Annotated in this window: 22 protein-coding genes, 2 tRNA genes and 3 pseudogenes; 10 read left to right on the top strand and 17 right to left on the bottom strand. The window is 66.9% G+C overall.

Annotated elements, in window-relative coordinates; all coding sequences use genetic code 11:
- Positions 1 to 20 precede the first annotated feature (20 nt).
- Positions 21 to 2,924, top strand: coding sequence for a long-chain-fatty-acid--CoA ligase (locus AC1RRR_RS11410; protein ID WP_492813103.1), 2,904 nt, complete (start codon positions 21 to 23; stop codon positions 2,922 to 2,924).
- A gap of 3 nt (positions 2,925 to 2,927) precedes the next feature.
- On the opposite strand, the gene AC1RRR_RS11405 is transcribed toward AC1RRR_RS11410, so the two are convergent.
- The 3 genes from AC1RRR_RS11405 to AC1RRR_RS11395 all read right to left on the bottom strand — a co-directional run bounded on the left by AC1RRR_RS11405 (position 2,928) and on the right by AC1RRR_RS11395 (position 5,386).
- Positions 2,928 to 3,488: a hypothetical protein gene (locus AC1RRR_RS11405; protein ID WP_492813102.1), complete on the bottom strand. Its 561-nt coding sequence runs from the start codon at positions 3,486 to 3,488 to the stop codon at positions 2,928 to 2,930.
- Between the two features lie 33 nt (positions 3,489 to 3,521).
- Positions 3,522 to 4,418 carry an AraC family transcriptional regulator gene (locus AC1RRR_RS11400; RefSeq protein WP_492813101.1) on the bottom strand — a complete coding sequence of 299 codons (897 nt, stop codon included), beginning with the start codon at positions 4,416 to 4,418 and terminating at the stop codon, positions 3,522 to 3,524.
- An 80-nt stretch (positions 4,419 to 4,498) separates the two neighbouring features.
- Complete coding sequence (locus AC1RRR_RS11395) at positions 4,499 to 5,386, bottom strand: MBL fold metallo-hydrolase (RefSeq protein WP_492813099.1); 888 nt, start codon at positions 5,384 to 5,386, stop codon at positions 4,499 to 4,501.
- Between the two features lie 67 nt (positions 5,387 to 5,453).
- Here AC1RRR_RS11395 and AC1RRR_RS11390 point away from each other — a divergent pair, with 67 nt between their 5' ends.
- On the top strand, positions 5,454 to 5,600 hold the full coding sequence (locus AC1RRR_RS11390; protein ID WP_492813097.1) for a hypothetical protein: 147 nt from the start codon (positions 5,454 to 5,456) through the stop codon (positions 5,598 to 5,600).
- A gap of 12 nt (positions 5,601 to 5,612) precedes the next feature.
- Here AC1RRR_RS11390 and AC1RRR_RS11385 read toward each other — a convergent pair whose 3' ends face one another.
- Positions 5,613 to 6,020, bottom strand: a complete 408-nt coding sequence (locus AC1RRR_RS11385) for a TIGR01244 family sulfur transferase (protein WP_492813095.1) — start codon at positions 6,018 to 6,020, stop codon at positions 5,613 to 5,615.
- 72 nt (positions 6,021 to 6,092) lie between these two features.
- Here AC1RRR_RS11385 and AC1RRR_RS11380 point away from each other — a divergent pair, with 72 nt between their 5' ends.
- The 3 genes and pseudogenes from AC1RRR_RS11380 to AC1RRR_RS11370 form a co-directional block, all read left to right on the top strand.
- Entirely contained in the window at positions 6,093 to 6,446 is a 354-nt protein-coding gene (locus AC1RRR_RS11380; RefSeq protein ID WP_492813093.1) for a hypothetical protein, read from the top strand.
- A gap of 178 nt (positions 6,447 to 6,624) precedes the next feature.
- Positions 6,625 to 9,855, top strand: coding sequence for a TonB-dependent receptor (locus AC1RRR_RS11375; protein WP_492813091.1), 3,231 nt, complete (start codon positions 6,625 to 6,627; stop codon positions 9,853 to 9,855).
- 76 nt (positions 9,856 to 9,931) lie between these two features.
- A pseudogene (locus AC1RRR_RS11370) lies at positions 9,932 to 10,000 on the top strand (endonuclease domain-containing protein); the annotation flags it as partial.
- Positions 10,001 to 10,160: 160 nt separating this feature from the next.
- Here AC1RRR_RS11370 and sppA read toward each other — a convergent pair.
- Together sppA and AC1RRR_RS11360 are read right to left on the bottom strand one after the other, a co-directional pair.
- Entirely contained in the window at positions 10,161 to 11,945 is a 1,785-nt protein-coding gene (sppA, locus tag AC1RRR_RS11365) for a signal peptide peptidase SppA (RefSeq protein ID WP_492813090.1), read from the bottom strand.
- A 185-nt stretch (positions 11,946 to 12,130) separates the two neighbouring features.
- Positions 12,131 to 12,207 (bottom strand) — tRNA-Pro (locus tag AC1RRR_RS11360).
- A gap of 165 nt (positions 12,208 to 12,372) precedes the next feature.
- Between AC1RRR_RS11360 and AC1RRR_RS11355 the strand changes: the two genes are divergently transcribed.
- A tRNA-Gln gene (locus AC1RRR_RS11355) sits at positions 12,373 to 12,446 on the top strand.
- 50 nt (positions 12,447 to 12,496) lie between these two features.
- On the opposite strand, the pseudogene AC1RRR_RS11350 reads toward AC1RRR_RS11355, so the two are convergent.
- Positions 12,497 to 12,769, bottom strand: a pseudogene (locus tag AC1RRR_RS11350) (DUF1330 domain-containing protein); the annotation flags it as partial.
- A 406-nt stretch (positions 12,770 to 13,175) separates the two neighbouring features.
- Here AC1RRR_RS11350 and AC1RRR_RS11345 point away from each other — a divergent pair.
- Positions 13,176 to 13,607 (top strand): Ros/MucR family transcriptional regulator, encoded by a 432-nt coding sequence (locus AC1RRR_RS11345; RefSeq protein WP_454717538.1) that lies wholly within the window; start codon positions 13,176 to 13,178, stop codon positions 13,605 to 13,607.
- A 197-nt stretch (positions 13,608 to 13,804) separates the two neighbouring features.
- On the opposite strand, the gene AC1RRR_RS11340 is transcribed toward AC1RRR_RS11345, so the two are convergent.
- From AC1RRR_RS11340 to AC1RRR_RS11330, 3 genes are all read right to left on the bottom strand, one after another.
- The gene (locus tag AC1RRR_RS11340) at positions 13,805 to 15,613 is read right to left on the bottom strand and encodes an ATP-binding protein (RefSeq protein WP_492813087.1); all 1,809 of its coding nucleotides are present in this window, start codon (positions 15,611 to 15,613) and stop codon (positions 13,805 to 13,807) included.
- A gap of 83 nt (positions 15,614 to 15,696) precedes the next feature.
- Entirely contained in the window at positions 15,697 to 16,248 is a 552-nt protein-coding gene (locus AC1RRR_RS11335) for a GNAT family N-acetyltransferase (RefSeq protein WP_492813085.1), read from the bottom strand.
- Positions 16,245 to 18,437, bottom strand: coding sequence for a S9 family peptidase (locus AC1RRR_RS11330; RefSeq protein ID WP_492813084.1), 2,193 nt, complete (start codon positions 18,435 to 18,437; stop codon positions 16,245 to 16,247). Before AC1RRR_RS11330 ends, AC1RRR_RS11335 begins: the two co-directional genes overlap by 4 nt.
- A gap of 126 nt (positions 18,438 to 18,563) precedes the next feature.
- On the opposite strand from AC1RRR_RS11330, the gene AC1RRR_RS11325 reads away from it, so the two are divergent.
- Both AC1RRR_RS11325 and AC1RRR_RS11320 read left to right on the top strand, forming a co-directional pair.
- On the top strand, positions 18,564 to 19,412 hold the full coding sequence (locus AC1RRR_RS11325; RefSeq protein ID WP_492813082.1) for a trypsin-like serine peptidase: 849 nt from the start codon (positions 18,564 to 18,566) through the stop codon (positions 19,410 to 19,412).
- A gap of 76 nt (positions 19,413 to 19,488) precedes the next feature.
- Positions 19,489 to 19,682: pseudogene (locus tag AC1RRR_RS11320) on the top strand (CsbD family protein); the annotation flags it as partial.
- Between the two features lie 50 nt (positions 19,683 to 19,732).
- Here the strand turns inward: AC1RRR_RS11320 and AC1RRR_RS11315 are convergent.
- Complete coding sequence (locus tag AC1RRR_RS11315; RefSeq protein WP_492813081.1) at positions 19,733 to 21,631, bottom strand: M1 family metallopeptidase; 1,899 nt, start codon at positions 21,629 to 21,631, stop codon at positions 19,733 to 19,735.
- Between the two features lie 60 nt (positions 21,632 to 21,691).
- The gene (locus tag AC1RRR_RS11310) at positions 21,692 to 22,615 is read right to left on the bottom strand and encodes an alpha/beta fold hydrolase (RefSeq protein WP_492813079.1); all 924 of its coding nucleotides are present in this window, start codon (positions 22,613 to 22,615) and stop codon (positions 21,692 to 21,694) included.
- A 108-nt stretch (positions 22,616 to 22,723) separates the two neighbouring features.
- Here AC1RRR_RS11310 and AC1RRR_RS11305 point away from each other — a divergent pair, with 108 nt between their 5' ends.
- On the top strand, positions 22,724 to 23,512 hold the full coding sequence (locus tag AC1RRR_RS11305) for a helix-turn-helix domain-containing protein (protein ID WP_492813077.1): 789 nt from the start codon (positions 22,724 to 22,726) through the stop codon (positions 23,510 to 23,512).
- On the opposite strand, the gene AC1RRR_RS11300 is transcribed toward AC1RRR_RS11305, so the two are convergent.
- From AC1RRR_RS11300 to AC1RRR_RS11280, 5 genes are all read right to left on the bottom strand, one after another.
- Complete coding sequence (locus AC1RRR_RS11300) at positions 23,494 to 23,967, bottom strand: OsmC family protein (protein WP_492813076.1); 474 nt, start codon at positions 23,965 to 23,967, stop codon at positions 23,494 to 23,496. The genes AC1RRR_RS11305 and AC1RRR_RS11300 overlap by 19 nt on opposite strands.
- Positions 23,968 to 24,285, bottom strand: a complete 318-nt coding sequence (locus tag AC1RRR_RS11295) for a DUF1272 domain-containing protein (RefSeq protein WP_492813074.1) — start codon at positions 24,283 to 24,285, stop codon at positions 23,968 to 23,970.
- A 161-nt stretch (positions 24,286 to 24,446) separates the two neighbouring features.
- Positions 24,447 to 24,896, bottom strand: coding sequence for a MaoC family dehydratase (locus AC1RRR_RS11290; protein ID WP_125156076.1), 450 nt, complete (start codon positions 24,894 to 24,896; stop codon positions 24,447 to 24,449).
- Between the two features lie 55 nt (positions 24,897 to 24,951).
- On the bottom strand, positions 24,952 to 26,286 hold the full coding sequence (locus AC1RRR_RS11285; protein ID WP_492813072.1) for an Nramp family divalent metal transporter: 1,335 nt from the start codon (positions 26,284 to 26,286) through the stop codon (positions 24,952 to 24,954).
- 32 nt (positions 26,287 to 26,318) lie between these two features.
- Entirely contained in the window at positions 26,319 to 26,660 is a 342-nt protein-coding gene (locus AC1RRR_RS11280; protein ID WP_492813071.1) for a DUF4180 domain-containing protein, read from the bottom strand.
- Between the last annotated feature and the right edge of the window lie 4 nt (positions 26,661 to 26,664).

The following is a 26,664-nucleotide window of genomic DNA, read 5'->3' as shown; positions in this document are numbered from 1 at the left end:
CCGAGAGAGAGCGGGAGTCGATGCAGGGGCTGATGCAGCATGGGGCGCTGACCCTCGACAAGATCATCGATCACGCCGCCAAGTGGCACGGCAATCGCGAAGTGGTCACCCGCTCGGTCGAGGGCGCGATCGTGCGCACGACCTACGGCCAGATCCACGACCGGGCCAAGCGGGTCTCCAACGCCCTGCTGGCCATGGGGATCAAGCCGGGCGACCGCGTCGGCACCCTGGCCTGGAACACCGGTCGCCACATGGAGGCCTGGTACGGCATCATGGGCATTGGCACGGTGTGCCACACCCTGAACCCGCGCCTGTTCCCCGAGCAGATCGCCTGGATCGCCGACCACGCCGGCGACCGCGCCATCTTCGTTGATTTGACCTTCCTACCGATCCTGCAGGCGGTGCTGCCGCGCCTGCCGCATGTGGAGCATGTGATCGTCTTCACCGACCGCGCCCACATGCCGGCCGAGTTCCCGCTGGCCGCCGAGGCCCCGCACTTCAAGGGCCTGCTCTGCTATGAGGAGCTGCTCGACCAACACGGCGCCGACTGCGCCTGGGGCGGCTTCGACGAGGGCACGGCCGCGGGCCTCTGCTACACCTCGGGCACGACGGGCGACCCCAAGGGGGTGCTGTACTCGCACCGCTCGAACTTCCTGCACACCTTCATCACCATGCAGCCCGACGTGATGGGCCTGTCGCAGAAGGACACCATCCTGCCGGTGGTGCCGATGTTCCACGCCAACGCCTGGGGCGTGGCGTTCTCGGCTCCCGGCACCGGCGCCAAGATGGTGATGCCGGGCGCCAAGATGGACGGCGCCTCGATCTTCGAACTGCTGGACACCGAGGGCGTCACCTTCTCGGCCGCCGTGCCTACCGTCTGGCAGATGCTGCTGCAGCACCTGGAGGCCACCGGCGCCAAGCTGCCGGTGCTGAAGAAGGTGGTGATCGGCGGGGCGGCCTGTCCCGAAAGCATCATCCGCGCCTTCCAGGAGAAGTACGACGTCGAGGTGGTTCACGCCTGGGGCATGACCGAGACCTCGCCGGTCGGGACGCTGTCGGTCATGACCGATGAGCTGTCGAAGCTGCCGTACGATGAGCAGATGCCCTATCGCCTGAAGCAGGGCCGCCCGCCGCTGGGCGTCGAGATCTGCCTGCGCGACGACGAGGGCAATCCGCTGCCGCACGACGGCAAGGCCTTCGGCCACCTGAAGATCCGCGGCCCGATCATCGCCGCCGAGTACTTCCGGGGCGCCGGCGGCAAGATCCTGGACGACGAAGGCTTCTTCGACACCGGCGACGTGGCCACGATCGATGACCACGGCTTCATGCAGATCACCGACCGCGCCAAGGACGTCATCAAGTCCGGCGGCGAGTGGATCAGCACGATCGAGATCGAGAACATCGCCGTCGGCCATCCCAAGGCGGCCCTGGCGGCGGTGGTCGGCGCGGCCCACCCCAAGTGGGACGAGCGGCCGGTGCTGCTGGTCAAGCTTAAGGAGGGCGAGACCGCCACCAAGCAGGAGTTCATCGACTTCCTGCACGGGAAGATCGCCAAGTGGTGGATGCCCGACGACGTGCTGTTCGTCGACGACATCCCGCTGGGCGCGACCGGCAAGATCGACAAGAAGGTCATCCGCAAGCGCCTGGCCGACGAGGGCTACCAGCTGCCGGAAACGCCGCTGCAGCCGTCGCCCGCACCGCCTCCGACCCCGACCCTGGCGGCCGCCGACGGCGCCCAGGCCTCGGTGCTCTATGCGCCCGAGCCGGTGGAAGAGGTCGAGCCCGAGGCCGTCCTCGCCGAGCCTGAGCCCGAACCTGAAGCGCCGCCGCCGGAGCCTGAGGTCGTCGCTCACGTCGAGCCCGAGACCGTCTCGGCCACCGATGCGATCATCGCCGAGGCCACCGCGATAGCCGCCGCCGAGGCGGTGGCGGAACCGGAACCCACGCCGGAGCCCAAGGCGGAGGCCACGCCCGTGAAGGCTGCGTCGCCGGAGCCCGCGCCGGAAGCGCCTCTACGCCTGCACGATCCCAAGCCGACCCCGGTCCTGGCCGACGCTGGCGAGGCCCTGCCGTTCGCCATGCCGATCACGCCGGGCAAGCGGAGCAAGGCGGCCAAGAAGACCGAAGAGAAGAAAGCTTCAGGCAAGCCGCCGGCCTGGGCCTCGTTCTATCTGGACCTGGCTTTGCTGGTCGCCCTGGCGCCCGCCATCCTGGCCGGCGGCGGCGCCCTGGACGTCAAGCTGGGCATGATCCCGCTGCCGCTGGGCTACACCGCCATGACCCTGGACTGGGCGCCGCGCGTGGCCTTCGTCAGCGTCGCCACGGGTCTGCTGGGCCTGGTCATCGCCCTGATGGCCGGCTTCAAGCGCCTGGGCCGGGCGGCGATCCTGGCCCTGCTGATCACGGCGGTCACCTTCGGGGTGATGTTCGGGGCCAAGGCGCTGCTGGGCCAGTCGCCGCCGATCCACGACGTCTCGACCGACTGGAAGACACCGCTGGGCTTCTCCGACGCCGCCATGGCCGCGCGCGGCGGCTCGGCCGAGGTGGTCGACGACGATCCGTCCCTGCCGGTGGGCTCGGCCGCCTATGCCGGCCGCCGCCTGGCCGAGATCAACGCCGAGACCTGCCCCGCTGCCCGTCCGCTGGTCAGCGAGCGCGCGCCCGGCGACGCCTACGAGGCGATCAAGGCCGCCGTCATGGCCCAGGGCATGACCCTCGTCACCGACGACCCCGTGGACGGCCGCCTGGAGGCCACGGCGCGCAGCTTCTGGTACGGCCTGACCGATGACGTCGTGGTGCGGGTCCGTCCCGACGCGCGGGGCTCGCGCCTGGACCTGCGCTCGATCGGCCGCGACGCCGGCCCCGACCAGGGCCGCAACTGCGCCCGCATCGGCGAGCTGATCACGGCGGTGAAGGGGCAGTAGGGCCTAGTCGGCGCGCTCGAGGGCGATGAAGGGCGCTTCGTCGGCGTCCGTTTCCAGCGTCAACGGCAGCAGGCTGTCGTCGTCCACCATCGTGAGCCCGGCGCCCCAGCACGGCTTCAGGGTTTCCTGGGCCGTCCACCACCAGGCGGTGATCGGTCCTTCATAGTCGGATCGGACGGCGTAACTGCCGTCCGCCTTTCGCGTCGCCAGGGTCGTATGGGCGCCATGGAACCGCGGTGGGGGCGCGGAACGGGGCGGGGCCGGGATCTTGCCGATGGCTTCGATGAACTGTCCCAAGGCCGGGCAGCTGCGCCCGTCAATCCACAGCCGGTCGATGTGCTTGGTGGGGCCGGCGAGGCCGTTGGTGATGCGGGTGCGGCGCTCGGCCATCCAGAAGGGGCCTGCGTGAGACTCGACCCGACGCAGCGCCAGGCTTTCGTGGGTCCCCCAGTAGAACCCCGCCACCACCCGCACCCGATAGACGTCGACGAAGGCCGGAGTCGCGGCGGCGGCGACTCCGGAGAGGCTCGAGACCAGGGCGATCAGGGCGAGATGACGACGCATGCCGGCGACTATGCCTGAGCGTGTGTTGCGGCGCTATTTCAACGGTAGGAACAGTTCGCACACCACCTCGTGCACGGGCCGGTCCGGGAAGAACGAGAAGTGCCGCTGGGCGTAGACCGGGAAGTCCCGCGCCTCCTCGCCGCTGGCCGGCAGCCATTCGCGATAGAGATACAGGGCGGCGGGTTCCAGATTGTGGGTGTTCTGGGCCACCCGCAGCACCGCGCAGCGGCCGCCGGGGATCTGGCCGGCCTTCATGTCCGGGTCGTCGGGCGCGATCGGGCGGTCGGTGCCGATGCACAGGTCCATGCTGTATTCGGCGGGGTTCTCGGGCGTCCGTTCCGACCGGAAGATATTGAAGGTCGGGTTCTTGTCGGGCGTCAGGCCGGCGGCCTTTCGCCAGGCGATGAAGCGCTCGATCGTGGCCGGCAGCGCGGCCCGGTCGCCCCGGTGTTCCATGATCGCCACGGGTGTGGCGGCGACGTCACGAATGATCACGTCTTCGGCTTCGTAGGTAATCTGCATCAGCTTGCTCCTGGCGTTGTCCAAGGGCCCGAAGGCCGCAAGCCACGGCGCCCAGTCGGGCGATTTGCGAAACGACGAGGGCGACTGCCTGAACCGCTGCCGGAAGGCGCGCGCGAAGGCGTCCGGCGCGTCATAGCCGGCCTCCAGCGCGATCTCCGTCACGCTCGTATCGCCCGTATTGGCCAGCCGGTGCGACGCGCGCTTCAGCCGGGCCAGTTGGACATAGCGGTGCACGGACACCCCGAAGGTGGCCATGAACTGTCGGTGGAAATGGAACTTGGAGAAGGCGGCCACGCGGGCCAGCGCCTCCAGGTCCAGATCGCCGTCCAGGTGCTGGTCGATGTGGTCCAGCACCCGCTGCATCCGGGCGTTATAGTGGTCGAGATAGGTCTTGGGCGCCGCCTTCATCGTCTCCCGCTTCTTCCGTGGCGGCGTCAGTTACGCGCTGACGGACAGGGGCTGCTCGACCGATCTTGCGGTTCGGGGCCTCACGCCAGGCGGTATTCCGCGTCCAGGCCGTCGCCGGTCGCGGCGACCCGGCCTTCCTTCACCAGCTGCAGCATGTGAGCCAGCACCGAGTGGGCGGCGGCCGGGTGCAGGCGCGGGTCCACGGCGGCGTACAGGCTGGGGACCATGGCCTTGATGGTGGTGAAGCCGGCGGCCAGGGCCTCGACGATCTGGGCCTCGCGGGCGCGGCGGTGAGCGACATAGGCGTCGATGAACGGCGCGACCTCGCGCACCGGCGCGCCGTGGGTGGGCCACAGGATCTCGAAGCCGCGCGCCTTCACCTTTTCCAGGCTGGCGAAATAGTCGCCCATGTCGCCGTCGGGCGGGGTGATCACGGTGGTCGACCAGCCCATGATGTGGTCGCCGGAGAACAGGGCGTTTTCTTCCTTCAGCGCGAAGCAGACGTGGTTGGAGGTGTGGCCGGGCGTGGTGATCGCCTCCAGCGTCCAGCCGGGGCCGGACAGCACGTCACCGTCGGCCAGAACCACGTCGGGACGAAAGCGGTCGTCGCCGCCTTCTTCCAGCGCCGGAGCGTCGCTGGCGTGCGGCGCCGGGGCGGGCAGGCCATAGACCTTGGCCCCGAACGCCTGGGCCAGCGGATGGGCGAGGGGAGAGTGGTCCAGGTGGTGATGGGTGACCAGCACGTGAGTCACCCGCTCGCCGGCCAGAGCGGCCTTCAGCGCCTCGAAATGCTCTTCCTGGTCCGGGCCGGGATCGATGACCGCCACCTCGCCCTGGCCGACGATGTAGACGCCGGTGCCGGTATAGGTGAACGGCCCCGGATTGCGGGCGATGACCCGCCGGATCAGCGGCGAGACCTGGTCGCAGCGGCCGTATTCGAACTCCAGTTCGCGAACGAAAGGAATCATCGAGAGACACTCCGAAACGGCGCCGGTCTTGCGCTTTTACCCTCCAGTAACCTTCGGAGGACGGGCCATGGCGGCGGACGCGGCGATTTTTGTCTCAAAACGGCTCCAGCGCGCGGCCTTCGCCATCGTGTGTATCATCCTGGCCCAGTTCGTCCTGGCCAGCTGCCAGGCCGAACCGACCCCGATGGTGGCCCGCGAGTCGGCCGCCTTCTAAGTCCTGATCTGCCTAAGAAGGCAGCACGCCCGACAGGTCATAGCCCGCCTCGCGACCCTGATTGACCAGGGTCTGGCGATCCTCGCCCGCCAGCGCCTGGCCGATCGACCAGGTGACGATCGAGCGCGTGCCCGACCGACAGAAGGCCAGCACCGGCCCGTCGGCCGCTTCGACCGCGGCCCGCACTGCGTCCACCTGCTCCTGGGTCGGACCGCCGCGCACCGGCACATGCAGATAGTCCAGGCCCGCCGCGCGGGCGGCGGCCTCGATGGTCGCGCCGGAAGGCTGGCTGGGGTCCTCGCCGTCGGGACGGTTGTTGATCACGAGCACGAACCCCTCGGCCGCGGCGCGGGCCATGTCGGCCTCGGTCACCTGCGGGCTGACGGACAGGGATTCGGTGACTCGTCGAAAATCGCTCATCGGTTCGCCGCAACTTAAGGCGCGACGCAATTTCGCCGCTCCGCATTGTCGCGACCCGCGGGCGCCTAGGCAATGGTCACGGCCGCCCTCAAGCGTGCACGTGGAACGATCATGCGCGGGGAGAACATGCCGTCCACATCCCGTTCATTAAAAAACTTTTACCTAAAACGGCGTGTTCGCGACGTTGATTTGTTGTCTGTCAATTCCCAGGGGCAAGATTGTCGCGAAAAATTCTTCGAAATGCTGAGATTGATAACGAAGATCTTTGAGGTCGAAATAACCTCGTTAAAACAAGACAATGATGAACTCATGCCTGTCGTTTCCATGGTCAAGGTATCCACATGGAGCGCCGGTTTGCCGAATGGTGGCAGGGCTGTGGCGATTTTGCGACAGGGGCTGTCGATGTGGATTACAATTCTGCAATGACAATTGACCCTCGGCCGCAGCGGCCCCTAACGTCGCCGCAACCGGGGAAATGTTTCCGGGACACCAGTGATCTCGTGGCGTGAACTACGCGGATTTCCGCTCCAGTTCGGACAAAGTTTCTAGAGGGGGACTCGTCCGATCTGCCGCTCTCGCCATGCTCAGAGGGGATTTGAACAGCATGCTTTCCACCAAAGGTAGCGCCCGCGCGCGTCTACTGACGACGACGCTGCTCGCCGGTCTGGCGACCGTCGCCACGCCGGTTGCGATCGCGACCGTCGCGGCCATGGCGCCCACGATCGCCAGCGCTCAGGACTACAGCTCGGGCTCGCTCGTCGGCACCGTGCGCGACACTTCCGGCGTTCCGGTCGCCGGCGCTTCCGTCGCCGTCAAGTCGCTGGACCAGGGCTTCACCCGTTCGGTCACCACCGATGACGCCGGCCAGTTCCGGATCCCCCTGATCCCGATCGGCGGCTATTCGGTCGCGATCAACAAGGACGGCTTCCAACCGACCAACGACGGCAACGTCCGCGTCGGCCTGGGCGGTTCGACCGCCTATACCTTCACCCTGGCCGGCGCCACCGAGACGGTCAGCGAAGTGGTGATCACCGCCACCGCCAACCCGCAGCTCGACTTCGCCGCGACGACCAAGGGTCTGACCGTCGACATCGAAACCCTGACCAAGCAAGCGCCGATCGGCCGCTCGCTGACGGCCGTCGTGCAGCTGGCCCCCGGTGTCGTCACCGGCAGCTCGTCGCGCGTCACCACGGCCCCGTCGGCCGCCAACTTCGGCGGTCAACCGTCGGTCGGCGGCGGTTCGGTCGCTGAAAACGCCTTCTACGTGAACGGCCTGAACATCACGAACTTCGACACGTACATCGGCGCCGCCGAAGTGCCGTTCGACTTCTACAAGTCGATCGAAGTGAAGACCGGCGGCTATCCCGCCGAGTTCGGTCGCGCCACCGGCGGCGTCATCAACGCTGTCACGAAGTCGGGTTCGAACACCTTCCACTTCGGCGTCCACGGCAACTACGAGTCGGACGCCTGGCGTGAAGACGCGCCGGACACCTACATCATCGCCAACCACCGTTCGAAGCGTACTGAAAAGAACGCCACGTTCGAAGTCAGCGGTCCGATCATCGAGGACCACCTGTTCTTCTACGTGATGAACGCCCAGCGCGACACGCAGTCGGCGCAAGCCCAGAAGACGACCGGCCAGTACGTCGTCGACAAGTCGAACGACCCGTTCTGGGGCGCCAAGATCGACGGCTACATCACCGACAAGCAGCGCGTCGAACTGACCTACTTCGACACGCAAAAGACCATCAACCGCTCGGCCTTCGCCTACGCCGCGGCCGCGGACACCATCGGCGCTCAGCTGCCGTCGACCGTCTACCGTCAAGGCGGCGTGAACTACGTGGCGCGCTACACCGGCACGTTCACCGACTGGTTCACCCTGTCGGCCGCCTACGGCAAGAACCGCGACTCCAACAGCGTGCTGCCGGGCAACACCGTTGACCCGCTGGTCCAAAGCGACGTCGACGGCAGCGCCCTGACGACGGTTTCGGCCCAGAAGCAAGCCACGATCGAAACCCGCAAGACGCTGCGCGAATTCTATCGCATCGACGGCGACCTGTACTTCGACTTCCTGGGCAAGCACCACGTCCGTGGCGGCTTCGACCATGAAAAGACGACCCTGAACCACGCCTCGATCGACACCGGTCCGGGCGGCACGGGTATCGCCTACATCTATCACCGTCCGAAGTTCGACCCGGCCGCGCCGACCGCGCGCGACGCCAACGGCGTTCTGGGCGGCGTGAACTACGTCGAAGTGTCGACCAACCGCTTCGGCGGCGCGCCGGTGCACGGCGTCAACGAAGCCTGGTACGTGCAGGACGCCTGGGACATCACCCCGGACCTGAGCCTGCAGCTGGGCATCCGTAACGACAAGTTCACCCTGGACAACCTGCTGGGCGAACAGGTCCTGAACCTGAAGAACAACTGGGGCCCGCGCGTTGGCGTGACCTGGGATCCGGTCGGCGAAGGCAAGGACAAGATCTCGTTCTCGTTCGGCCGCTACTACATCCCGCCGGCGTCGAACCTCAGCTATCGCGGCGCCGACCTGGGCTACAGCGCGTTCTTCTACGCGCCGGGCTACGTCAACGGCACCACGAACGGCCCGGACTTCACGAAGGGCGCCAACCTGGCCCCGACGGCCCTGGGTACGCAGATCACCACCACGACCAACCCGGGCCTGCCGGACGGTACGCTGACGACCTGCCCGAGCTCGGTGGTCGCCGGTTCGCCGAACGTGATCGGTTGTACGGTTTCGTTCGGTCTGGGTGTCGCCGAGCCGGCCTACTCGAAGGCCGCTCAAGGCATCAAGGCTTCGCAAGAAGACGAATTCACGATCGGCTACGAGCGTCAGTTCAACCAACTGTGGAAGGGCGGCGTCAACCTGACGTACCGCAAGCTGAACCGCATCTCGGAAGACACGACCCTCGACCCGTTCGTCGTGAAGTGGTGTAACGCCCACGTCGCTGGCGCGACGCTGGCCGCCTGCGAAACGATCTTCAACAACTCGTGGCAGTACATCGTCTTCAACCCGGGTGAAGACCTGACGATCAAGCTGCGTCAGCCGAACGCCCTGGTGCACGACGCCGCGACGATCGCCGCCGCCGCCGCCCTGCCGAAGGAACTGACCTTCACCGCTCAAGAGCTGGGCTTCCCCAAGCCGAAGCGTGAGTACATCGCCCTCGAGTTCACCTTCGAGCGCGCTTTCGACGGCAAGTGGGGCCTGCAAGGCTCGTACACCCTGTCGGAAAGCAAGGGTAACTACGAAGGCACCGTTCTGTCGGACAACAACCAAGCCGACGCCGGTTCGACCGTGCTGTACGACTTCGTCGGTCTGACCGACTACCAGCAAGGTCTGCTGCCGAACCACCACGCTCACCAGTTCAAGGTGTTCGGCACCTACGCCCTCACCGACAACCTGATGTTCGGCGCCAACGCCTCGGTCATCTCGCCGAAGCACCAGGGCTGCCTGGGTCGTCACCCGACCGATGGTAACTCTGGCGGTTACGGCGCGGCTTCGCGCTTCTGTAAGACCTTCAGCGACACGGGCGCCCTGCTGGCCCCGAGCGCTCCGGTTCCGCGCGGTTCGGCTCAGGAAACCGATTGGCAGACGACCCTCGATCTGTCGGTCCGTTACACCGTGCCGGAAAAGATCATGGCTCTGGGTGGCAACCTGGTCCTGCGCGCCGACGTCTTCAACGTGTTCAACTCGGACGCCATCACGTCCTACGAAGAGCGCCGCGAAACCGGCACCGGCGGCTACTCGGCCAACTACCGCAAGCCGATCGCCTACCAAGAGCCGCGCTACGTGCGCGTGGGCTTCGACCTGGAATTCTAATTCCCGGATCGGACCTAACGGTTCTGAGAATGGCGGCGGGCTCCGAAAGGAGCCCGCCGTTTTCTTTTGGGGCGACGACCTAAGCGCCCCCTCCGTCACGTCGCCTATCGGCGCCGCGCCACCTCCCCCGCAAGCGGGGCAGGAGAAGGGCCGCATCCTCCTCCCTTGCGCAGCGGGGGAGGTGGATCGCTGCGGATACGCAGCGAGACGGAGGGGGCGCTCCAGGCCTTTGCCTCGCGCCAAACAAAAAAGGCCGCCCAGGGAGCCCCTGAGCGGCCTTCTCGTCGTCTCTATATAAAGAGCGCCTACCGCACCGGCGTATCGGCCAGCACCGACGCCCCGCCGGGCGCCGCCCGCAGGCGGGCGTGGGCCATCTCGTCCAGGATCGCCTGCGAACGCGGATCGCCCATCACCCAGGCGGCGGCCGCCAGGGTCTTGGCCGAGGTCTCGCTGACGCCCAGGAAGCGCTCGAAGGCTTCGAACGGCGACTTGGCGCCGTCCATGCGCTTCAAGCGCACGTCGTCCTTCAGCTTGGCCAGCTGCCGGGCCTTGTCGACGGCGTCGTAGAAGCCGCCCAGCTGGTCCACCAGACCCAGTTGCTTGGCCTGCTCGCCGGTCCAGACGCGGCCCTTGGCGATCTCGCGCACGCGCTCGGGCGGCAGCTTGCGGCCCTCGGCCACGCGGCTGATGAAGCCGGCATAGATGCGGTCCATCCAACCGGCGAACTTGGCGCGCTGCTCGGGGGTGAAGCCCTCGGCCGAACCGAACGCTTCCGAATAGGCGCCGCCGACGTGCAGGTCCTTGGTGTCGACGCCGAAGCGGGCCAGGGCGTCGCCCACGGCGAACTTGCCGCCATAGACGCCGATCGAGCCGGTCAGGGTGGAAGGCTCGGCCACGATCGAGTCGGCCTGGCTGGAGATCCAGTAGCCGCCCGAGGCCGCATAGGTGCCCATGCTGACCACGACGGGCTTGCCGGCCGCCTTGGCGCTCTTCATGGCCGCCAGGATCTGCTCCGAGGCCGTGTCCGAGCCGCCGGGCGAGGAGACGCGGAAGACGATCGCCTTGACGTCCTTGTCCTCGGCTGCGTCGCGGAAGGCCTTGGCCACTTCATCCGAATAGACGTTGCTGTCGCCGCCGAACGGCGAGCCGCCGCCGCCCGCGCCGGTGACGATCGCGCCCTCGGCGCCGATCACAGCGATGGCCGGGCCGGTCTTGGCGGGCGTGGGCTTGGAGCGGCTGGCATAGTCGTCGAAGTCGACCAGCTTGGCGCCCTTGCCGGCCTTATCCAGGGCGAAGGCCTGGATGTCGCTGACCTGGCCGACCTTGTCGATCAGGCCCTTCTGTTGGGCTTCCTGGGCGCTGTAGGGACCGTCTTCCAGCGTCTTGATCAGCAGGGCCGGGTCGCGCTTGCGATCGACGGCGGCGCTGGTCAGGGCGGTGCGATAGACCGAGCCCATCCACGACAGCGTCGATTCCCGGTGAGCCGGGGTGTAGTCGCTATAGAGGTAAGGGTTCACGGCGTTCTTGTATTCGTAGCGCTGCTCGTACTCGGCCTTGACGCCGTACTTGTCGAAGAAGCGCTTGAAGAACATCGACTCCGTCGAGACGCCGACCGCCTGGAAGCTCGAGTCCGGCTGCATCCAGAACTCGCTGGTCGCCGCGCCCAGCATGTAGGTCGAGGTGACCATGCCGGAGGGGTAAAGGCCCTGGCTGTGGGCGTAGATCGGCTTCTTGCCGACCTCGCGGAAGTGCTTGAAGGCCAGGCGCAGCTCGTCGGCGGTGGCCGGGGCCAGCCCGCCCTCGGGCAGGCGCACCAGCACGCTCTCGACCTTGTCGTCTTTCTCGGCGCGACGCAGCGTCTCGATGACCGACATCACCGAACCGCCGCCGCCGCCGAAGGCCGCGAAGGGGTTCTTGGCGTCCTGGTCGGTCAGGCTGTTGCGCAGGTCCAGTTGCAGCACCGTGTGGGTCGGGACGGGCGCGGGCCGGGCGGCGCCGGCGGCCATCACGATCAGCAGGAAGGGCACTCCGACCACGAACAGAAGAAGGCCGACGAAAACGCCGGCGACGGTCAGAAAGAACTGCTTCATCGGAGGTCCTGCTAGCGAAACCGCCGACAAGCTAACCGGTGTTGGTGTTGCGACCAAATGAAGAGCGCGCAACGAATCTCGCGTAAGCGCGCGGCAGACGCAAACAAAGCCTCGGCGCCGCTTTCGCGGCGCCCAAGCTTATGAATTTTAGGCTTTTTTCCCGCCTCTGGTTGGCGGGGAGGAAATGGTCGGAGTGGCAGGATTTGAACCTGCGACCCCTGCGTCCCGAACGCAGTGCTCTACCAGACTGAGCCACACTCCGACTTGGAGGCCGGCCTTATAGGGGGCGGTTTCGGAGGGCGCAAGCGCCTTTTTTGAGGTTCGTGTGACGGCCCGAAAAAAGTTCTGAAATGGGATGTTGCATCCATCCGAGTCGTGGGCTATCTCCACCGCCTCGCCGAGCCCTGACGGGTTTCGCCGTTCCTGCTGGGGAATGGTGTAATGGTAACACTGCGGTTTTTGGTACCGTCATTCTAGGTTCGAGTCCTAGTTCCCCAGCCACTTCCTCCTGAGATCCAAGACTTCAAAGAGTGTCGCCGACGCGACCTGCTCTAGAGGCCCTTTGCCAGCACCGCCGTCGTCTTGGCGCCCGCGTCGCGGTCCACGGAGATCTCCCGGTACAGCGGGCTTTCCAGAAAACCGCGCGCGGCGTCTTCCGTCGGAAACTCCAGCATGACCAGCTTGGAGAAGGGCCATTCGCCCTCCAGCACCTGCGGCGCTTCATCGGCGGCCAGGACCTTGCCGCCATGGCCGGCGAAGGCCTCTCCGAAGCGGCCCTGGTAGAGGCGGTAGCGCGGCTCGTCGGTGAAGCTTAGCTGCGCGACGACATAGACGGTCGTGAACGGTCCCCCAGCGGGTGATCTTCCAGAGCGAACGTTCCACGCTCAGGTGCAGATAAGCAATGGCAGTGTCGATCGGTGTGTCGGCCGCCAGATCGTGATCACATCGATCCTTCGGCATGCGGTATTTGTGGTTCTGTGATCGCTAAACCACAAGTCAAGTTCGCAGCTGCGAGATAGATGTTCACCCGTAAGGGTTTAGCGGCTGAATCAGCGCCTGATAACAGCGTTGTCACCGATATAGTTGACGAAAATTCGCCTCGTTGAACGGGCTCAACGACAGTCAATTGTTACGGTAAGTCACGAATTAAAGCAGAATTTGGGTGTGAACTACTTGTGTTTTCGAGGTGAGGGTGTATTTGCGAAAACACTAGGGGAATGGAGTGTTATCGTGGAAGACAAGGCTACCCTGATCGAGCTGACCGCCGAAATCGTGGCCAACTACGTGGCCAATAACGTCACGCCAGTTTCGGAACTTCCGGCGCTTATCCGTGCCACGCATGATGCTTTGGCTGGTATTGGCGCGCCGCCCGCGCCGACCGTCGAAGCCGTTAGCAAGGCCACGCCGGCTCAAATTCGCAAGAGCATCACCCCCGAAGCCCTGATCAGCTTCGAGGATGGCAAGCCCTACAAGACGCTGAAGCGTCACCTGACCACCCACGGCATGACCGTGGCCGAGTACAAGGCCAAGTGGGGCCTGCCCAACGACTATCCGACGACCGCGCCCGCCTACAGCGAAGCGCGCTCGCAGATGGCCAAGGCCCTGGGCCTGGGCCAGGGTGGTCGCAAGGGCAAGGCTCCAACGCGCGGCCGCAAGGGCTGATCGCTCTTACAAGACTGCTGAAAAGCGAAAAGGGGACGCGGCGGGCGTCCCCTTTTTTGTTTTTGTCCCTCTCCCCTTGCGGGAGAGGGTGGCCTGCGAAGCAGGTCGGGTGAGGGGTTGCGCTCCGCTATCCGGACAGGCCTTTCGACCCCCCGTCAGCTTCGCTGACACCTTCTCCCGCAAGGGGAGAAGGAGATTTAAGCCACGCCCCGGGTGTCTTGCTCAGCGACCGCGTCCAGCGACAGCACCTTCGCCAGCGCCTCCACGAGACGCGGGATCTCGACGGGCTTGGGCACCAGGGCGTCCATGCCGGCCTCGGCATAGAGCGAACGCTCGTGGGTCAGCACGCTGGCCGTGACGGCGATGATCGGGGTGCGGGGGCGGCCGGTGCGCGCCTCGCCGGCGCGGATGGCCTGGCTGGCCTGGACGCCGTCCATGACCGGCATGTGCACGTCCATCAGGATCGCGTCCCAGCGGTCCTTCTCCCACATGGCCACGGCCTCGCGGCCGTCCACGGCGAAATGGCCGTCGACGCCCAGGTGATGCAGCAGGGTCAGCAGCACGGCGCGGTTGGTCTGGTTGTCGTCGACCACCAGGATCTTGGGCGCGGCGGCGTCGTCCATCTCGGGGGCGGCGATGTCCAGGGCCGGGGCGGGGACGTCGGCGACGACTTCCGGCATCGGCACGGCGATCGAGAAGCGGGCCCCGCCTTGCGGTGAAGGCGAATAGGTGATGGTCCCGCCCATCAGCTCGACCAGGGTTTTGCAGATCGCCAGGCCCAGGCCCGAGCCGCCGGCGCGGCGGGTGCTGGAGCCGTCCAGCTGGGTGAACTTGGTGAAGAGGCGGTCGCGCTGATCCTCGGGGATGCCGACACCGGTGTCGATGACGCGCGCGGTGATGCCGGCGGCGTCGCCTTCGACACTCACCCGCACGCCGCCGCTCTCGGTGAACTTCACGGCGTTGGAGATCAGGTTCGACAGCACCTGGCGCAGCCGCTCGGCGTCGCCCAGACGCCAGCCGGCCGCGCCGGGCGCGACCTCCAGGCTGAAGTCCAGGCCCTTGTCGCGGGCCAGGCCCCCGTAGAGCTGGCGCAGGGCGTCCAGATGGATGGGCAGGTCGAACGGAGCGGGCGAGATGTCCATCTTGCCCGCCTCGATCTTGGAGATGTCGAGGATGGCGTTGATGACGCCCAGCAGCGACTGGCCCGAGGCGCTGATGGTGTCCAGGCGGCGGCGCTGGTCGGGCTCGAGAGACCCGGCGGCCATGATCTGGGCCATGCCCAGCACGCCGTTCAGGGGCGTGCGGATCTCGTGGCTCATGGTGGCCAGGAACTCGGTCTTGGCGCGGTTGGCGGTCTCGGCGGTCAGGGCCAGGTCCTGGGCTTCGGTGCGCAGGCGGCGGTTCTCGGTCAGCTCGCGCTCGAGCTCGACGTTCAGGGCCTCGCTGGCCAGGCGCGCGCGGACCTCGCGGCCGACGACGCCGCGCATCAGGGCGGACATGCCGGCGGCGGCGAAGGCGCCGGCCACGCCGACATACAGGAACTGGGTGACCAGGTCCTTGGGCGCCTGGCGGGTCATGATGATCAGGCCGGCGATGGCTGTGGTCGCGCTGATCAGGGCCACGCGCCGGCTAGGCGCCGAGGTCGCGAAGACCAGGGCCATCAGCACGAAATAGACCAGCTTCTGCGCCTCGAAATGCAAGGTCTGGTAGGCGATGGTGTTGATGAAGAACAGGGCGTTCATGCCCAGGGCCAGCGCTTCCAGCGGCAGGCCCATGATCTTGCCCTTGCGCAGCAGAGCCCAGGCGCCGATCGCGTACAGGCAGGCGGCGACCGCCAGGCCTTCCAGGACCACCAGGGCGGCGCCCTTCTCGTAGAAGGGATGGGATAGGCTGATCAGCGTATAGTAGACCGAGGTCGCGAGCAGGTAGCCGCGCACGATCGGCACGTAGGCCTGCATCAGCGCGACCTTGGTCCGCTGCCTCTCCTCAGTCTTCGAGCCCTTCAAGACCTGTCCCCAACCTTCCCTCGTCAAGTAGACTAAGGGCGGACTGGTTAAGCCTTGTTTCGAATGACGATGTTTTACAATTGCTAGACGCCGCTGAGTTGCATTCCCGGGGCGTCGGGCGGGGTGTCGCCACCGCCGTTCAGCGAACGCTGCATCCAGACCAGGTCGACCCAGCGGCCGAACTTGTGGCCCATGCTGGGGAAAACGCCCATTTTTTCAAAGCCTAGCGCGGCGTGCAGGCCGATCGAGGCGTCGTTGCCGCTGTCGCCGATCACTGCGCACATTTGTCGCAGGCCCAAAGCTTCACAAGACGCAATCAGGGCCGAAAGCAGGGCCTTGCCGACGCCCTTGCCCACCGCATTGGGCGAAACATAGACGCTGTCCTCGACCGTAAAGCGATAGGCCGCGCGCAGGCGGAAAGGGCCGGCGTAGCAATAGCCCAGCACCTCGCCGTCCAGTTCGGCGACCAGATAGGGCAGGCCGCGGTCGAGGAAGGCCGCGCGGCGGCGGCCCATCTCGGCCTGGTCCGGCGGGACTTCCTCGAAGGTGCCCAGGCCGTTCAAGACGTTCCAGGCATAGATGGCGGTAATCGCCGGCAGGTCGGCGTCGGTCGACGCCCTGATCAACAAACTCACGCCTTGGTCCAACCCTTGTCCACCGCCCACACCGCGAAGGCGTAGTCCAAGGCGATCTCTTTCAGGAAGTCAAAGCGTCCCGATGCGCCGCCATGGCCGGCGTCCATATTGATCTTCAGAAGCACAGGATTGCCGCTGGTGGTGGCGGGTCGCAGCTTGGCGACCCACTTCTCCGGCTCCCAGTAGGTGACGCGAGGATCCGACAGCCCGCCGGTGGCCAGCACGGCCGGATAGGGCTTGGCCGAGACGTTGTCGTACGGCGAGTAGCTGGCGATGTAGTCGTAGGCTTCCTTGTCCTCCAGCGGATTGCCCCATTCGGGCCATTCCGGCGGGGTCAGTGGCAGGCTGGTGTCGCTCATGGTGTTGACCACGTCGACGAACGGTACGGCCGCGATGATGCCGGCGAACAGGTCCGGCCGCATGTTGGTGATGGCGCCCATCAGCAGGCCGCCGGCCGAGCCGCCATAGGCCACCGTGTTGGCGGGCTTGCCGTAGCCGGCCCCGTGCAGGTGCTCGGCGCAGGCGATGAAGTCGGTGAAGGTGTTCTTCTTCTTGAACTTCTTGCCGTCCAGGAACCAGCCCCAGCCCTTTTCCGAGCCGCCGCGCGGGCAGGCCGTGGCCCAGATCCAGCCGCGATCCACGAGGCTGAGGTTCCGGATCGAGAAGCTGGGCTCCATGGCGATGCCGTAGCTGCCGTAGCCGTACAGCAGCAGCGGGGCCGAGCCGTCCAGCTTGGTCCCCTTCTTCATCAGGATGAAGATCGGCACGTCGGTCCCGTCGCTGGCCTTGGCGTTCAGGCGGCGGGTCTCGTACTGGGCCGGATCGTGGCCCGAGGGGATCTCCTGCGTCTTGCGCAGGGTGCGCTGGCGCGAGGCCATGTCGTAGTCGAACCACTGCCGGGGCGTGGTCATCGAGTTGTAGACGAAGCGGACGTTGTCGGTGTCGTACTCGTAGCCGCCCTCGAGGCTGAGCGCGTAGGCCTGCTCGTCGAAGCCGATGGTGTGCGCGTCGCCGTTCGCGGCGGTGACCACCACCTGGTTCAGAGCGTCGACCTTCTCCAGGCGCACGAACCAGCGCTTGAAGGCCATCGTGCCAGAGATCAGGCGACCCGGCTTGTGGGCGACCCAGTCCTTCCAGTTCGCCTTGTCGGTGGCGGTTTCAGGAGCCGTGACCAGCTTCCAGTCCACCGCGCCGTCGGCGTTGGTGCGGATCACCCAGTGATCGTTCCAGTGCTCGGGCTCGTAGCGCAGGCCCACCTCGCGCGGGTGGAAGACGACCGGGGTCGCGGTCGGCGTCGCGGCCGGGATGATCAGCGCCTCGCTGGTCTCCTGGTTGCCGCACGAGATGACGATGAACTTCTCCGACGCGGTGAGACCGACCCCGATGAAGAAGCCTTCGTCCGGCTCGTCATAGATCAGCACGTCGTCCTTGGCCGCGCCCCTGGCCGGACGGCGATAGATCTTGGCCGGACGGCCGTTGTCGTCGCGGAAGGTCCAGTACAGCCACTGGCTGTCGGGCGAGAAACAGAAGTCGCCCGTTGTGCTTTCGACGGGGCTCTCCAGCACCTTGCCGGTCGCCAGGTCCTTGACGTGGATGCGGTAGACTTCCGAGCCCTGCTCGTCGACGGCGAAGGCGTAAAGCTTGTGGTCCGGCGAGTGGCTGGCCGCCCCGACCTGGTAGAAGGCCTTGCCTTTCGACTCGGCTTCTTCGTCCAGCAGGATCTCTTCGGAACCGCCACCGTTCGGCTTGCGGGCGTGGATCGGATGCTGCGCGCCCTTCTCAAAGCGCGTGTAATAATCAAACGGACCGTCTTTTGCGGGCACCGAGGCGTCATCTTCCTTGATGCGCCCCTTCATCTCCGCGAACATTTTTTCTTGAAGGCCTTCCGTCGAGGCCAACATGGCCTTGGTGTAGGCGTTCTCGGCTGTCAGGTGCTCCTTGACGTCGGCCTTGATCAGGGCCGGGTCGCGCAGGACCTTCTGCCAGTTGTCGTCCTTCATCCAGGCATAGTCGTCGGTGCGGCTACGTCCCAGCTGCTCGATGGTCTTGGGGATCTTCTTGGCGACCGGCGGCGTGGGGCGTGCGGCTTTATCGGCGGACATGGGGGACCCGAAAGCTGTTCCAGACAAGATTACAGGGGATGACGTAAGCGCTGCGGCGGCGCTCGTCATCAGGCGTCGGCGATCCATGCGCAAATTCCCCCGTAACCCAACACAACGCGCAAGTGCGGCAGAACGACAACTTGCGGTGCGAGAATCCTGTGGTCAAATTCCCTCAGCAGTCGGGCGAGTAAGCGTAACTTCCAAGGGGGCGATATGGCCTGGGATCTGTCCGTCGACCTGATCAAGGCGACGGTCCAGCTTGAACAGCCGCTGGGCGACGGTTCGCGGACCGTCGGCACGGGCTTTCTGATCTCGGACCCGACTCCGGACGGCAAGCCGCGCGTCATCCTGATCACCGCCGCCCACGTCTTCGAAAAGATGCCGTCGATGTCGGCCAAGATCGGCTATCGCATCGAGGGCGAAGGCGGCGTCTGGCGCTTCGATCCCGAGACCCTGAAGATCCGCGACGGCGACCACCCGCTGTGGACCAAGCACCCGACCCGCGACGTCGCGGCCATGGTCGTCGAGGCCCCGCCCGAGTTCGTCAAGGCGGCGATCCCGATCAAGTACCTGGCCCAGGACGACACCTTCAACCAGTACAACCTGGGTCCGGGCGACGAGATGATGGCGCTGGGCTTCCCGCGCGGTCTGTCGGCCAACCCGGCCGGTTTCCCGATCCTGCGTTCGGGCCGGGTGGCGTCGTACCCGCTGGCCCCGGCGGCCAACTTCCCGACCTTCCTGATGGACTTCTCGGTGTTCCCCGGCAATTCGGGCGGCCCGGTGTTCATGGCCGAGGGCGCGCGCCGCCGGCCGGGCGCCAGCGAGAGCCAGGAGGTCCAGTTCGTGGCCGGCCTGCTGACCCAGCAGGTCGAGCTGTCGGGCGAGCGCCTGGAGATCGGCATCGTCACCCACGCCAAGTTCATCCGCGAGACCCTGGCCATCCTGGACAAGATCCCCGGCGCGCCGGTCACCCAGGCGCGGCTGGCCAAGCCCGAACAGCCCATGCCCGGCGCCATCCCCGCGGTGGCCGTCTCGGCCATGGCGATGGGCGCTTCACACTAGGAAATTCCAGGAACCCGGTTGGGGACCTGCCCGTTTCTTCTGCAACGCAATAATGCGAACCAGCAGGAGCGAGCTCATGAGCACCAATCGTGTGGAAGGCGCCATCGACAAGGCCGCAGGCGCGGTCAAGGAAGGCGTTGGCAAGGCTACCGACAACGAACGTCTGGAAGCTGAGGGCGCCGCCCAAAAGGCCAAGGGCGACATCCAGAACAAGGTCGGCCAGGTGCAGGACAAGATCGGCGACGCGATCAAGCACTGAACACCCGCCTACGACTAAAGAAAGCGGCCGCCGGAGCGATCCGGCGGCCGTTTTGTTTTGCCTACTTCACGATCGTATCGACCGTCTGGCGCGTCACCGCATGATAAAGCGGCCGGGTCTTTCCATAGATCCGCTTGGCGATCGGCTGGCCCCAGTCGCCCTGGGCCATCAGGTCCTTGAACAGCGGGGCCACGAACTTGCGGCGGCCCTGGTCGGTCAGGAAGGCCTCCAGCGACGGCAGGGCCGGCTGGTAGCGGTTGGCCACGGCCAGCTCTAGCCACACGAAGCGGATCTCGCTGTTGCCCTGGGCGTCCAGGCCAAAGGCCTTGTCCAGCGTGTCGAGGCGCTCGGTCGACAGCTTGCGCGGCAGGCTGGCGATGAAGCGGGTGCGTTCGGGCGTGCTCCAGGCCTTCCACTTGGCCAGCGGCGCTGGGCCGCCCTTGGCGTAGTCGGCGGCCAGGGCGTCGACGGCGGGGAAGGCGGCCGACTTCACGTGCACGGCGTTGTCCGGCAGCCCGACCTCATAGACCCACTTGTCGATGCCGATCTGGGCCTCGAGCTTGGCGTCGCCCTTGATCAGGTTCTGCCGCAGGTCGGCGACGAAGCCGGCGGTGGTCTGGCTCTGGAAGGCGTGACGGGCGAAATAGGCCTTCAGATAGGCGTCCCAGCGCGGCCGGCCAACGGCCTTCTCGATGGTGCGCAGGAAGGTCGCGCCCTTCTGGTAGGCGATGTCGGTCATGCCGTCGTCGGGATCGCGGCCGGTGAGATCCAGATGCAGGCGGGTGTCGGCCCCGGTCGGGCCGCCCGCATCTGCGATGGCCGATTGCAGGTCGCTCCAGCCCAGATCGGCCAGCATGTCGGCGCGGGGCTTGCCGTACAGCTTCTCCATGATCCGGTTTTCGAAATAGTCGGTGAAGCCCTCGTTCAGCCAGAAGTCCGACCAGGTGGCGTTGTTCACCAGGTTGCCCGACCACGAGTGCGCCAGCTCGTGCGCCACCAGGCTGACCAGCGAGCGGTCGCCGGCGATGATGGTCGGGGTGGCGAAGGTCAGGCGCGGGTTCTCCATGCCGCCGAACGGGAACGACGGCGGCAGCACCAGGAGGTCGTAGCGACCCCAGGCATAGGGGCCGTAGAGGCTCTCGGCGGCGGCGACCATCTTCTCGACATCGACCAGCTCGTTGGCGGTCTTCTTCATCACCGACGGCTCGGTATAGACGCCGGTGCGCTTGCCCAGCGGGGTGAAGGTCAGGTCGCCGATCGCGATGGCGATCAGGTACGAGGCCACCGGCTTGTCCATCTTGAAGCGGTAGGCGCGGCTGCCGTCCTTCAGAAGCTCGCCGTTGGGCGTCAGCATCTGGGCGCTCATCACCGCCTTCAGCCCCTTGGGCGCGACGATGCGGGCGGTCCAGGTCTGGCGGATGCCGGGGCTGTCCTGGGTGGGGATCCAGCTGCGGTTCAGGATCGCCTCGCCCTGGCTGAACAGGTAGGGCGACGTCTTGCCGGCGGTCTGGGCGGGGGTCAGCCATTGCAGGGCCGCGCCATTCGGGGCGCTGTCGTAGCTGACGATGATGCGCTTGGCGCCGTTGAGCTGGACGGTCAGCGGCGCGCCCAGGATCGGGTCGACCTTGCCCAGGGTCCAGGGCAGGGCGTTACCCTTGGCGTCGGTGACGCCGTGGATCACCAGGCCCTTGCTGTCGAGGATCACCTCTTTCGCGTCCGGCGCAGCGGCGATGTCGAGGGCGGCCGTGCCGGTCATCTTCTGGCCAGCGAAGTCAGCGGTCAGGTCCAGGTCGATGTGGGTGACCCGCGCGATCAGCGGCTGGGCGTAGGAGTGGATGTCGCGCGCTTCAGCCGTCTTCAGGATGGCGGGCACGGGCGGGCTTTGCGCGAAGGCGGGCACGGCGGCGCCGCACAGCAGGAGCGACAGCAGAACGGCGCGGCCACGGGCTTGGAAGGTCATGGATCATCCCTGAGCTAAGGGACGTGTGATGCGCCCGCCGGCTGACGGGCGCAACTAGGATCAAGCGCTCCGCGCGAAGGCCAGGATGTCGGCGTTCAGCCGCTCGATGTGGGTGAACATCAGGCCGTGCGGGGCGCCTTCGTAGACGACCAGTTCGGCGTTTGGAGCGAGGGCGGCATAGCGCTTGCCGCTGGTCTCAAGCGGCGTGGAGGCGTCCTTGTCGCCCTGGATCACCAGCACCGGGACCTTGAGGTTCGGGATCTCCGGCCGCAGGTCGGCGGTGGTGGCGGCGCGGTTGCACTCGACCAGGGCCTTGATCGGCGTCTCCAGCATCAGGCCTCGGATCCATTCCATCATTTCCCGCGAAGTGTCGGGGGTCACGAACGGGCGGGCGTTCTCCTCCAGCCAGCGCGGATAGTCGCGCATCAGCACGTGGGTGCGGAAGGCCTCGAACATCGCGGGCGGCAGGCCGGTGGGGTTGTCGGCCTTGTGGGCGGGGCAGGGATCCAGCGGGGCCAGCAGCAGCACCTTGCTCACCCGCGCGCCGCCGTGACGGCTGAAATACCGCACCACCTCGCCGCCGGCCATCGAGTGGGCCACCAGCACCACGTCGCGCAGATCCAGCTGCTCCAGCACCGCCGCCAGGTCGTCGGCCAGGCTGTCATAGTCATAGCCCTTCCACGGCGCTTCCGAACGCCCGTGGCCGCGCCGGTCGTAGGCGATGCAGCGCAGGCCCTGCTCCGACAGTTCGGCGGCCTGATAGGCCCAGCACTCCGACGGCAGGCCCCAGCCGGCCAGGAACACCACGGGCCGGCCCTCGCCCCAGTCCCGGAAATAGAGCCGGGTCCCGTCGCGGGCGGTGATCATGGCGGGACGCTTGGCCGGCGTGGCGGGCTTGGTGGTCGCCTGGGTCGGCAGGCTGGCGACGATGGCGCCGATGCCGGTCATGACGGTGATGGCGTGGCGGCGGGGCAGGGCGGTCATGGCGTGTTTCCTCCTCTTGAGCCCCACCAGGATTTCGCCGCCGACGCGGATCGTCGATTACGCGCCAGGTAATGGCGGCGGCGCGCGGGTCGCCCTAGCTTGCTGGGCATGAACACCGCGACCCTGACCCCCACCATCGGCGAGCGCCTGCGCGACTGGCGCCAGAAGCGGCGCCTGAGCCAGATGGACTTGGCCCTGGAGGCCGAGATCTCGACCCGGCACCTGTCGTTCCTGGAGACCGGGCGCGCCACGCCCAGCCGGGACATGGTGCTGCGGCTGGCCGAGCAGCTGGAGGTCCCCTTGCGCGAACGCAACGCCCTGCTGCTGGCCGCCGGCTTCGCGCCGGTGTTTCCCGAGCGGTCCTATGACGACCCCGGCCTGGCCGCCGCCCGCGTGGCGGTCGAGGCGGTCCTGCACGCCCACATGCCGTTCCCGGCCCTGGCCATCGATCGCCGCTGGATCATGCTGGCCAGCAACGCCGGTCTCGCGCCGCTGCTGGCGGGCGTCGCGCCCAAGCTGCTGGAGGGGCCGGTCAATGTGCTGCGGGTCAGCCTGCACCCTGAGGGCGTGGCCCCGCGCATCGCCAACCTGGCCGAATGGCGCGGCCACATCCTGTCGCGCCTGCGCCGCCAGCTGGCCGAGAGCGGCGACGCCGAGCTGGCCGACCTGATCAAGGAGCTGTCGGCCTATCCCGGCGGCGAGGCCCATCCCCGCGCCGGCGAAGGCCTGATCGCCGCCCCGCTGCGCCTGAAGACGCCGCACGGCGAGCTGTCGTTCCTGTCGGCCACCATGACGTTCGGCTCGCCGCTGGATGTCATGGTCTCCGAGTTGGCGATCGAGACCTTTCTGCCGGCCGACGCCGCGACCGCCAAGGCGCTTCAGTCGACCTCTTCGTAGGTCGCCGCGTAGTCGACCGGGAAGTTCACCGAGCGGGCGATGAAGCAGACCTTGTGGATCTCGTGGTGGATGGCGTCGGCCTTGGCCAGGTCCGCGCCGCGCTCGACCAGGATGTGCGGTTTCAGCGTGGCCGACAGGAAGCGGCCGGCGCCGTCGGGCGTGCTTTCGCCGACGCCGATCGGCTGGTCGCGATAGCCCTTCACCACGACGCCGGCGACCGAGGCCAGGTGCAGGTACCACAGCATGTGGCAGGCGCTCAGCGACGACAGCAGCAGGTCTTCGGGATTGTGCAGCGTCGGGTCGCCGCCCAGCAGCGGGTCGTTGGAGCAGTTCACCACCGGCTTGCCCGGCGTGGCGATGTTCCAGGTGCGGTCATAGCCGCGATAGGTGCGCGTGCCGTCGCCCCGGTCGCCGGTCCATTCGATCAGGCAGGTGTAGTCGTGCTGCTTGGCCATCTAGCGCTCCTCCGGTCGGACGTCCTTCAGCCGCGCGGTCATGGCGGCGATCTGGTCCCGGCTCCAGCGGCTGTACTTGCGGACGACGCCGGCCGGATGGAAGCCCAGGCCGAGTGAAATATGCGGATGGTGGTAAGCCTGCTTCGGTCGGATCGGCCGCAGCGCGAAGCCGCCGCCGCAGGTGGGGCAGACGTTCTGGAGCGTCTGCTCCGCGCAAGTCGCGCAGTAGGTGCACTCGTAGCTGCAGATGCGGGCGTTCAGCGCGTCCGGCGCCAGATCGACGTCGCACAGTTCGCAGTTGGGACGGAGCTCGAGCATGCGCTTGGCTAGCGCATACGGAGGGATGCTGAAATGACGGCTATCCCTCGATTTGCGCCAACGCGTGGTCCTCGCCCTTCGACAGGCTCAGGGTGAGGACCAAGGACAGTTGAGTAGGAAACCTCATCCTGAGCCTGTCGAAGGACGAGGTTTCCGGACCCTCAGGCCCCGTAGATCACCGAGATCGTCTCGGCCACGCAGGCCGGGCGCTCTTCGCCCTCGATCTCGATGGTGCATTCGTTCTTCATCTGCAGGCCGCCCGACTTGGGCTCGGCCGAGAGCAGCTTCTGGCGCATGCGCACGCGCTTGCCGACCCGGACCATGCCGGTGAAGCGGACCTTGTCGCAGCCGTAGTTGATGCCGCGCGTGACGCCGGTGACGCGCAGGATGTCCGCGCCCAGCATCGGGATCAGGGAGAGGGTCAGGTAGCCGTGGGCGATCGGGCCGCCGATCTCGCGGGTGGCGCGCTCGACGTCGACATGGATCCACTGGTGGTCGCCGGTGGCCTCGGCGAACAGGTTGACGCGCTCCTGGGTGACCTCGACCCAGTCAGACACCCCGATCTCCTGGCCGACCAGGCTGGCGACGTCGGCGTAGGCGACTTCCTTCATGGCGTTTTCTCTCCCAAACACTTGTTTGGATAGAGACCAGTCCGGACGTCTCAGGTCAACCGGAGAAGGTCGAAACCACCAGCCAGACATTGGCCGCCGAGATCACCACGAACAGGAACCAGGCCACCGTCTTGGTGACCCAGCCATTGGCGAACGCCCCCATCAGCCCCTTGTCGTCGGTGAAGCGCAGCAGCGGCCAGATCGCGAACGGCAGCTGGGCCGAGAGGACGACCTGAGTCAGGATCAGCAGCTTGCCGACCGAGTGCTCGCCCAGGGTCAGCACCCCGATCAGGGCCGGGACGATGGCCAAGCCGCGCGTGATCAGGCGGCGCTGCCAGCAGGGGATCTTCAGGTCCAGGAAGCCCTCCAGGATCACCTGGCCGGCGATGGTGCCGGTGAAGGTCGAGCTCTGGCCGGAGGCGAACAGGGCGATGGCGAACAGCACGCCCGCCAGCACGCCGCCGGTGACCGGGGCCAGTAGCTGGTGCGCTTCCTCGATGCCGGCGACTTCGGTCAGACCGGTCCCGTGGAAGGCCGAGGCCGCCAGGATCAGGATGGCGGCGTTGATCAGCAGGGCCAGCATCAGCGACACGACCGTATCGATGGTCGACAGGCGCAGGGCGGCGCGCTTGCCCGGCTCGTCGGCCGGAACCACCCGCGTCTGCACGATCGCCGAGTGCAGGTACAGGTTATGCGGCATGATCGTCGCGCCCAGGATGCCGATCGCCAGGTAGAGGGCGTTGCCCTGTTGCAAGGCTGACAACGACGGGACCAGCCCGCGCGCCACGTCGCCGGCGTTTGGCGGGGCCAGGATCAGCTGGACCAGGAAACAGATCCCGACCGTCGAGATCAGGCCCAGGATGATGGCTTCCAGCTGCCGGAAACCCTTGCCCTTCAGGCCTAGCACGATGACCGTGTCCAGCGCGGTCAGCAGCACCCCGACCCACAGCGGGATGCCCAGCAGGAGCTTGAAAGCCAGGGCGCTGCCCAGCACTTCGGCGATGTCGCAGGCGATGATGGCCAGCTCGGCCAGCAGCCACTGGACCTTGACGGTGCGCGGCCCGAACCGCTCGCGCGACATGCGGGCCAGGTCCTTGCCGGTGACTAAACCGAGCCGCATCGACAGGGTCTGCAGCACGATCGCCGCCAGGCTGGACAGCACCACCACGAACAGCAGCGAGGTCCCGTAGCGCGAGCCGGCCTCGATGTCGGTGGCCCAGTTGCCGGGGTCCATATAGCCGACGCTGACCAGCAGGCCGGGGCCGGCGACCCGCAGCATCCGTTTCCAGGCCGGCAGCCCGTCCGGCACGACGACCGCGCCCCGCACCTCGGCGGGACAGAACGGCGCGGTGGCGGTCTTGGGAAGGCGGTCGAGCAGGGCGGCGAACATGGAGCCTAGTTAGGCGCTCGCGGCCAAGCTTGTCAGCCCTCGGCGGCCAGCCGGGCGTCCAATGCGGCGCGATCGTTCAAGAACCAGACCTGGGCGCCCTTGTTCGACTCGTAGACGAAGTCACGCAGGCTGCGGCTGGCTTCGGTGCGGGCCGAGATGTCGCCGATGAAGGCCAGGCGCATGCGGTAGTTGGTGAACTTCTGGATCACCTCGCCGGCGATGCGGGTGGAGAGCTCCAGGAACCCGTCGGCCAGCCGTTCGACTGGCACGGCGACCAAGTCGGCCTCGGCGCTCCAGGCGTCGCTGAGCAGATCGTTGACGGTGGTCGCGTCCAGCGGCGGGCCGTCGGCGGGGACGAACAGGATCTTGGTCATGGCC

The sequence above is a fragment of the Caulobacter sp. GW821-FHT12D05 genome, assembly GCF_058807295.1.
This window is presented reverse-complemented; position numbering and strand designations above follow the sequence as displayed.

Bases quoted from the DNA above. Each gene is read 5' to 3' on its own strand.
- AC1RRR_RS11410 (WP_492813103.1), top strand. From the start codon at position 21: ATGCAGGGGCTGATGCAGCATGGGGCGCTGACCCTCGACAAGATCATC.
- AC1RRR_RS11405 (WP_492813102.1), bottom strand. From the start codon at position 3,488: ATGCGTCGTCATCTCGCCCTGATCGCCCTGGTCTCGAGCCTCTCCGGA.
- AC1RRR_RS11400 (WP_492813101.1), bottom strand. From the start codon at position 4,418: ATGAAGGCGGCGCCCAAGACCTATCTCGACCACTATAACGCCCGGATG.
- AC1RRR_RS11395 (WP_492813099.1), bottom strand. From the start codon at position 5,386: ATGATTCCTTTCGTTCGCGAACTGGAGTTCGAATACGGCCGCTGCGAC.
- AC1RRR_RS11390 (WP_492813097.1), top strand. From the start codon at position 5,454: ATGGCGGCGGACGCGGCGATTTTTGTCTCAAAACGGCTCCAGCGCGCG.
- AC1RRR_RS11385 (WP_492813095.1), bottom strand. From the start codon at position 6,020: ATGAGCGATTTTCGACGAGTCACCGAATCCCTGTCCGTCAGCCCGCAG.
- AC1RRR_RS11380 (WP_492813093.1), top strand. From the start codon at position 6,093: ATGGTCACGGCCGCCCTCAAGCGTGCACGTGGAACGATCATGCGCGGG.
- AC1RRR_RS11375 (WP_492813091.1), top strand. From the start codon at position 6,625: ATGCTTTCCACCAAAGGTAGCGCCCGCGCGCGTCTACTGACGACGACG.
- sppA (WP_492813090.1), bottom strand. From the start codon at position 11,945: ATGAAGCAGTTCTTTCTGACCGTCGCCGGCGTTTTCGTCGGCCTTCTT.
- AC1RRR_RS11330 (WP_492813084.1), bottom strand. From the start codon at position 18,437: ATGGATCGCCGACGCCTGATGACGAGCGCCGCCGCAGCGCTTACGTCA.
- AC1RRR_RS11325 (WP_492813082.1), top strand. From the start codon at position 18,564: ATGGCCTGGGATCTGTCCGTCGACCTGATCAAGGCGACGGTCCAGCTT.
- AC1RRR_RS11315 (WP_492813081.1), bottom strand. From the start codon at position 21,631: ATGACCTTCCAAGCCCGTGGCCGCGCCGTTCTGCTGTCGCTCCTGCTG.
- AC1RRR_RS11310 (WP_492813079.1), bottom strand. From the start codon at position 22,615: ATGACCGCCCTGCCCCGCCGCCACGCCATCACCGTCATGACCGGCATC.
- AC1RRR_RS11305 (WP_492813077.1), top strand. From the start codon at position 22,724: ATGAACACCGCGACCCTGACCCCCACCATCGGCGAGCGCCTGCGCGAC.
- AC1RRR_RS11300 (WP_492813076.1), bottom strand. From the start codon at position 23,967: ATGGCCAAGCAGCACGACTACACCTGCCTGATCGAATGGACCGGCGAC.
- AC1RRR_RS11295 (WP_492813074.1), bottom strand. From the start codon at position 24,285: ATGCTCGAGCTCCGTCCCAACTGCGAACTGTGCGACGTCGATCTGGCG.
- AC1RRR_RS11290 (WP_125156076.1), bottom strand. From the start codon at position 24,896: ATGAAGGAAGTCGCCTACGCCGACGTCGCCAGCCTGGTCGGCCAGGAG.
- AC1RRR_RS11285 (WP_492813072.1), bottom strand. From the start codon at position 26,286: ATGTTCGCCGCCCTGCTCGACCGCCTTCCCAAGACCGCCACCGCGCCG.
- AC1RRR_RS11280 (WP_492813071.1), bottom strand. From the start codon at position 26,660: ATGACCAAGATCCTGTTCGTCCCCGCCGACGGCCCGCCGCTGGACGCG.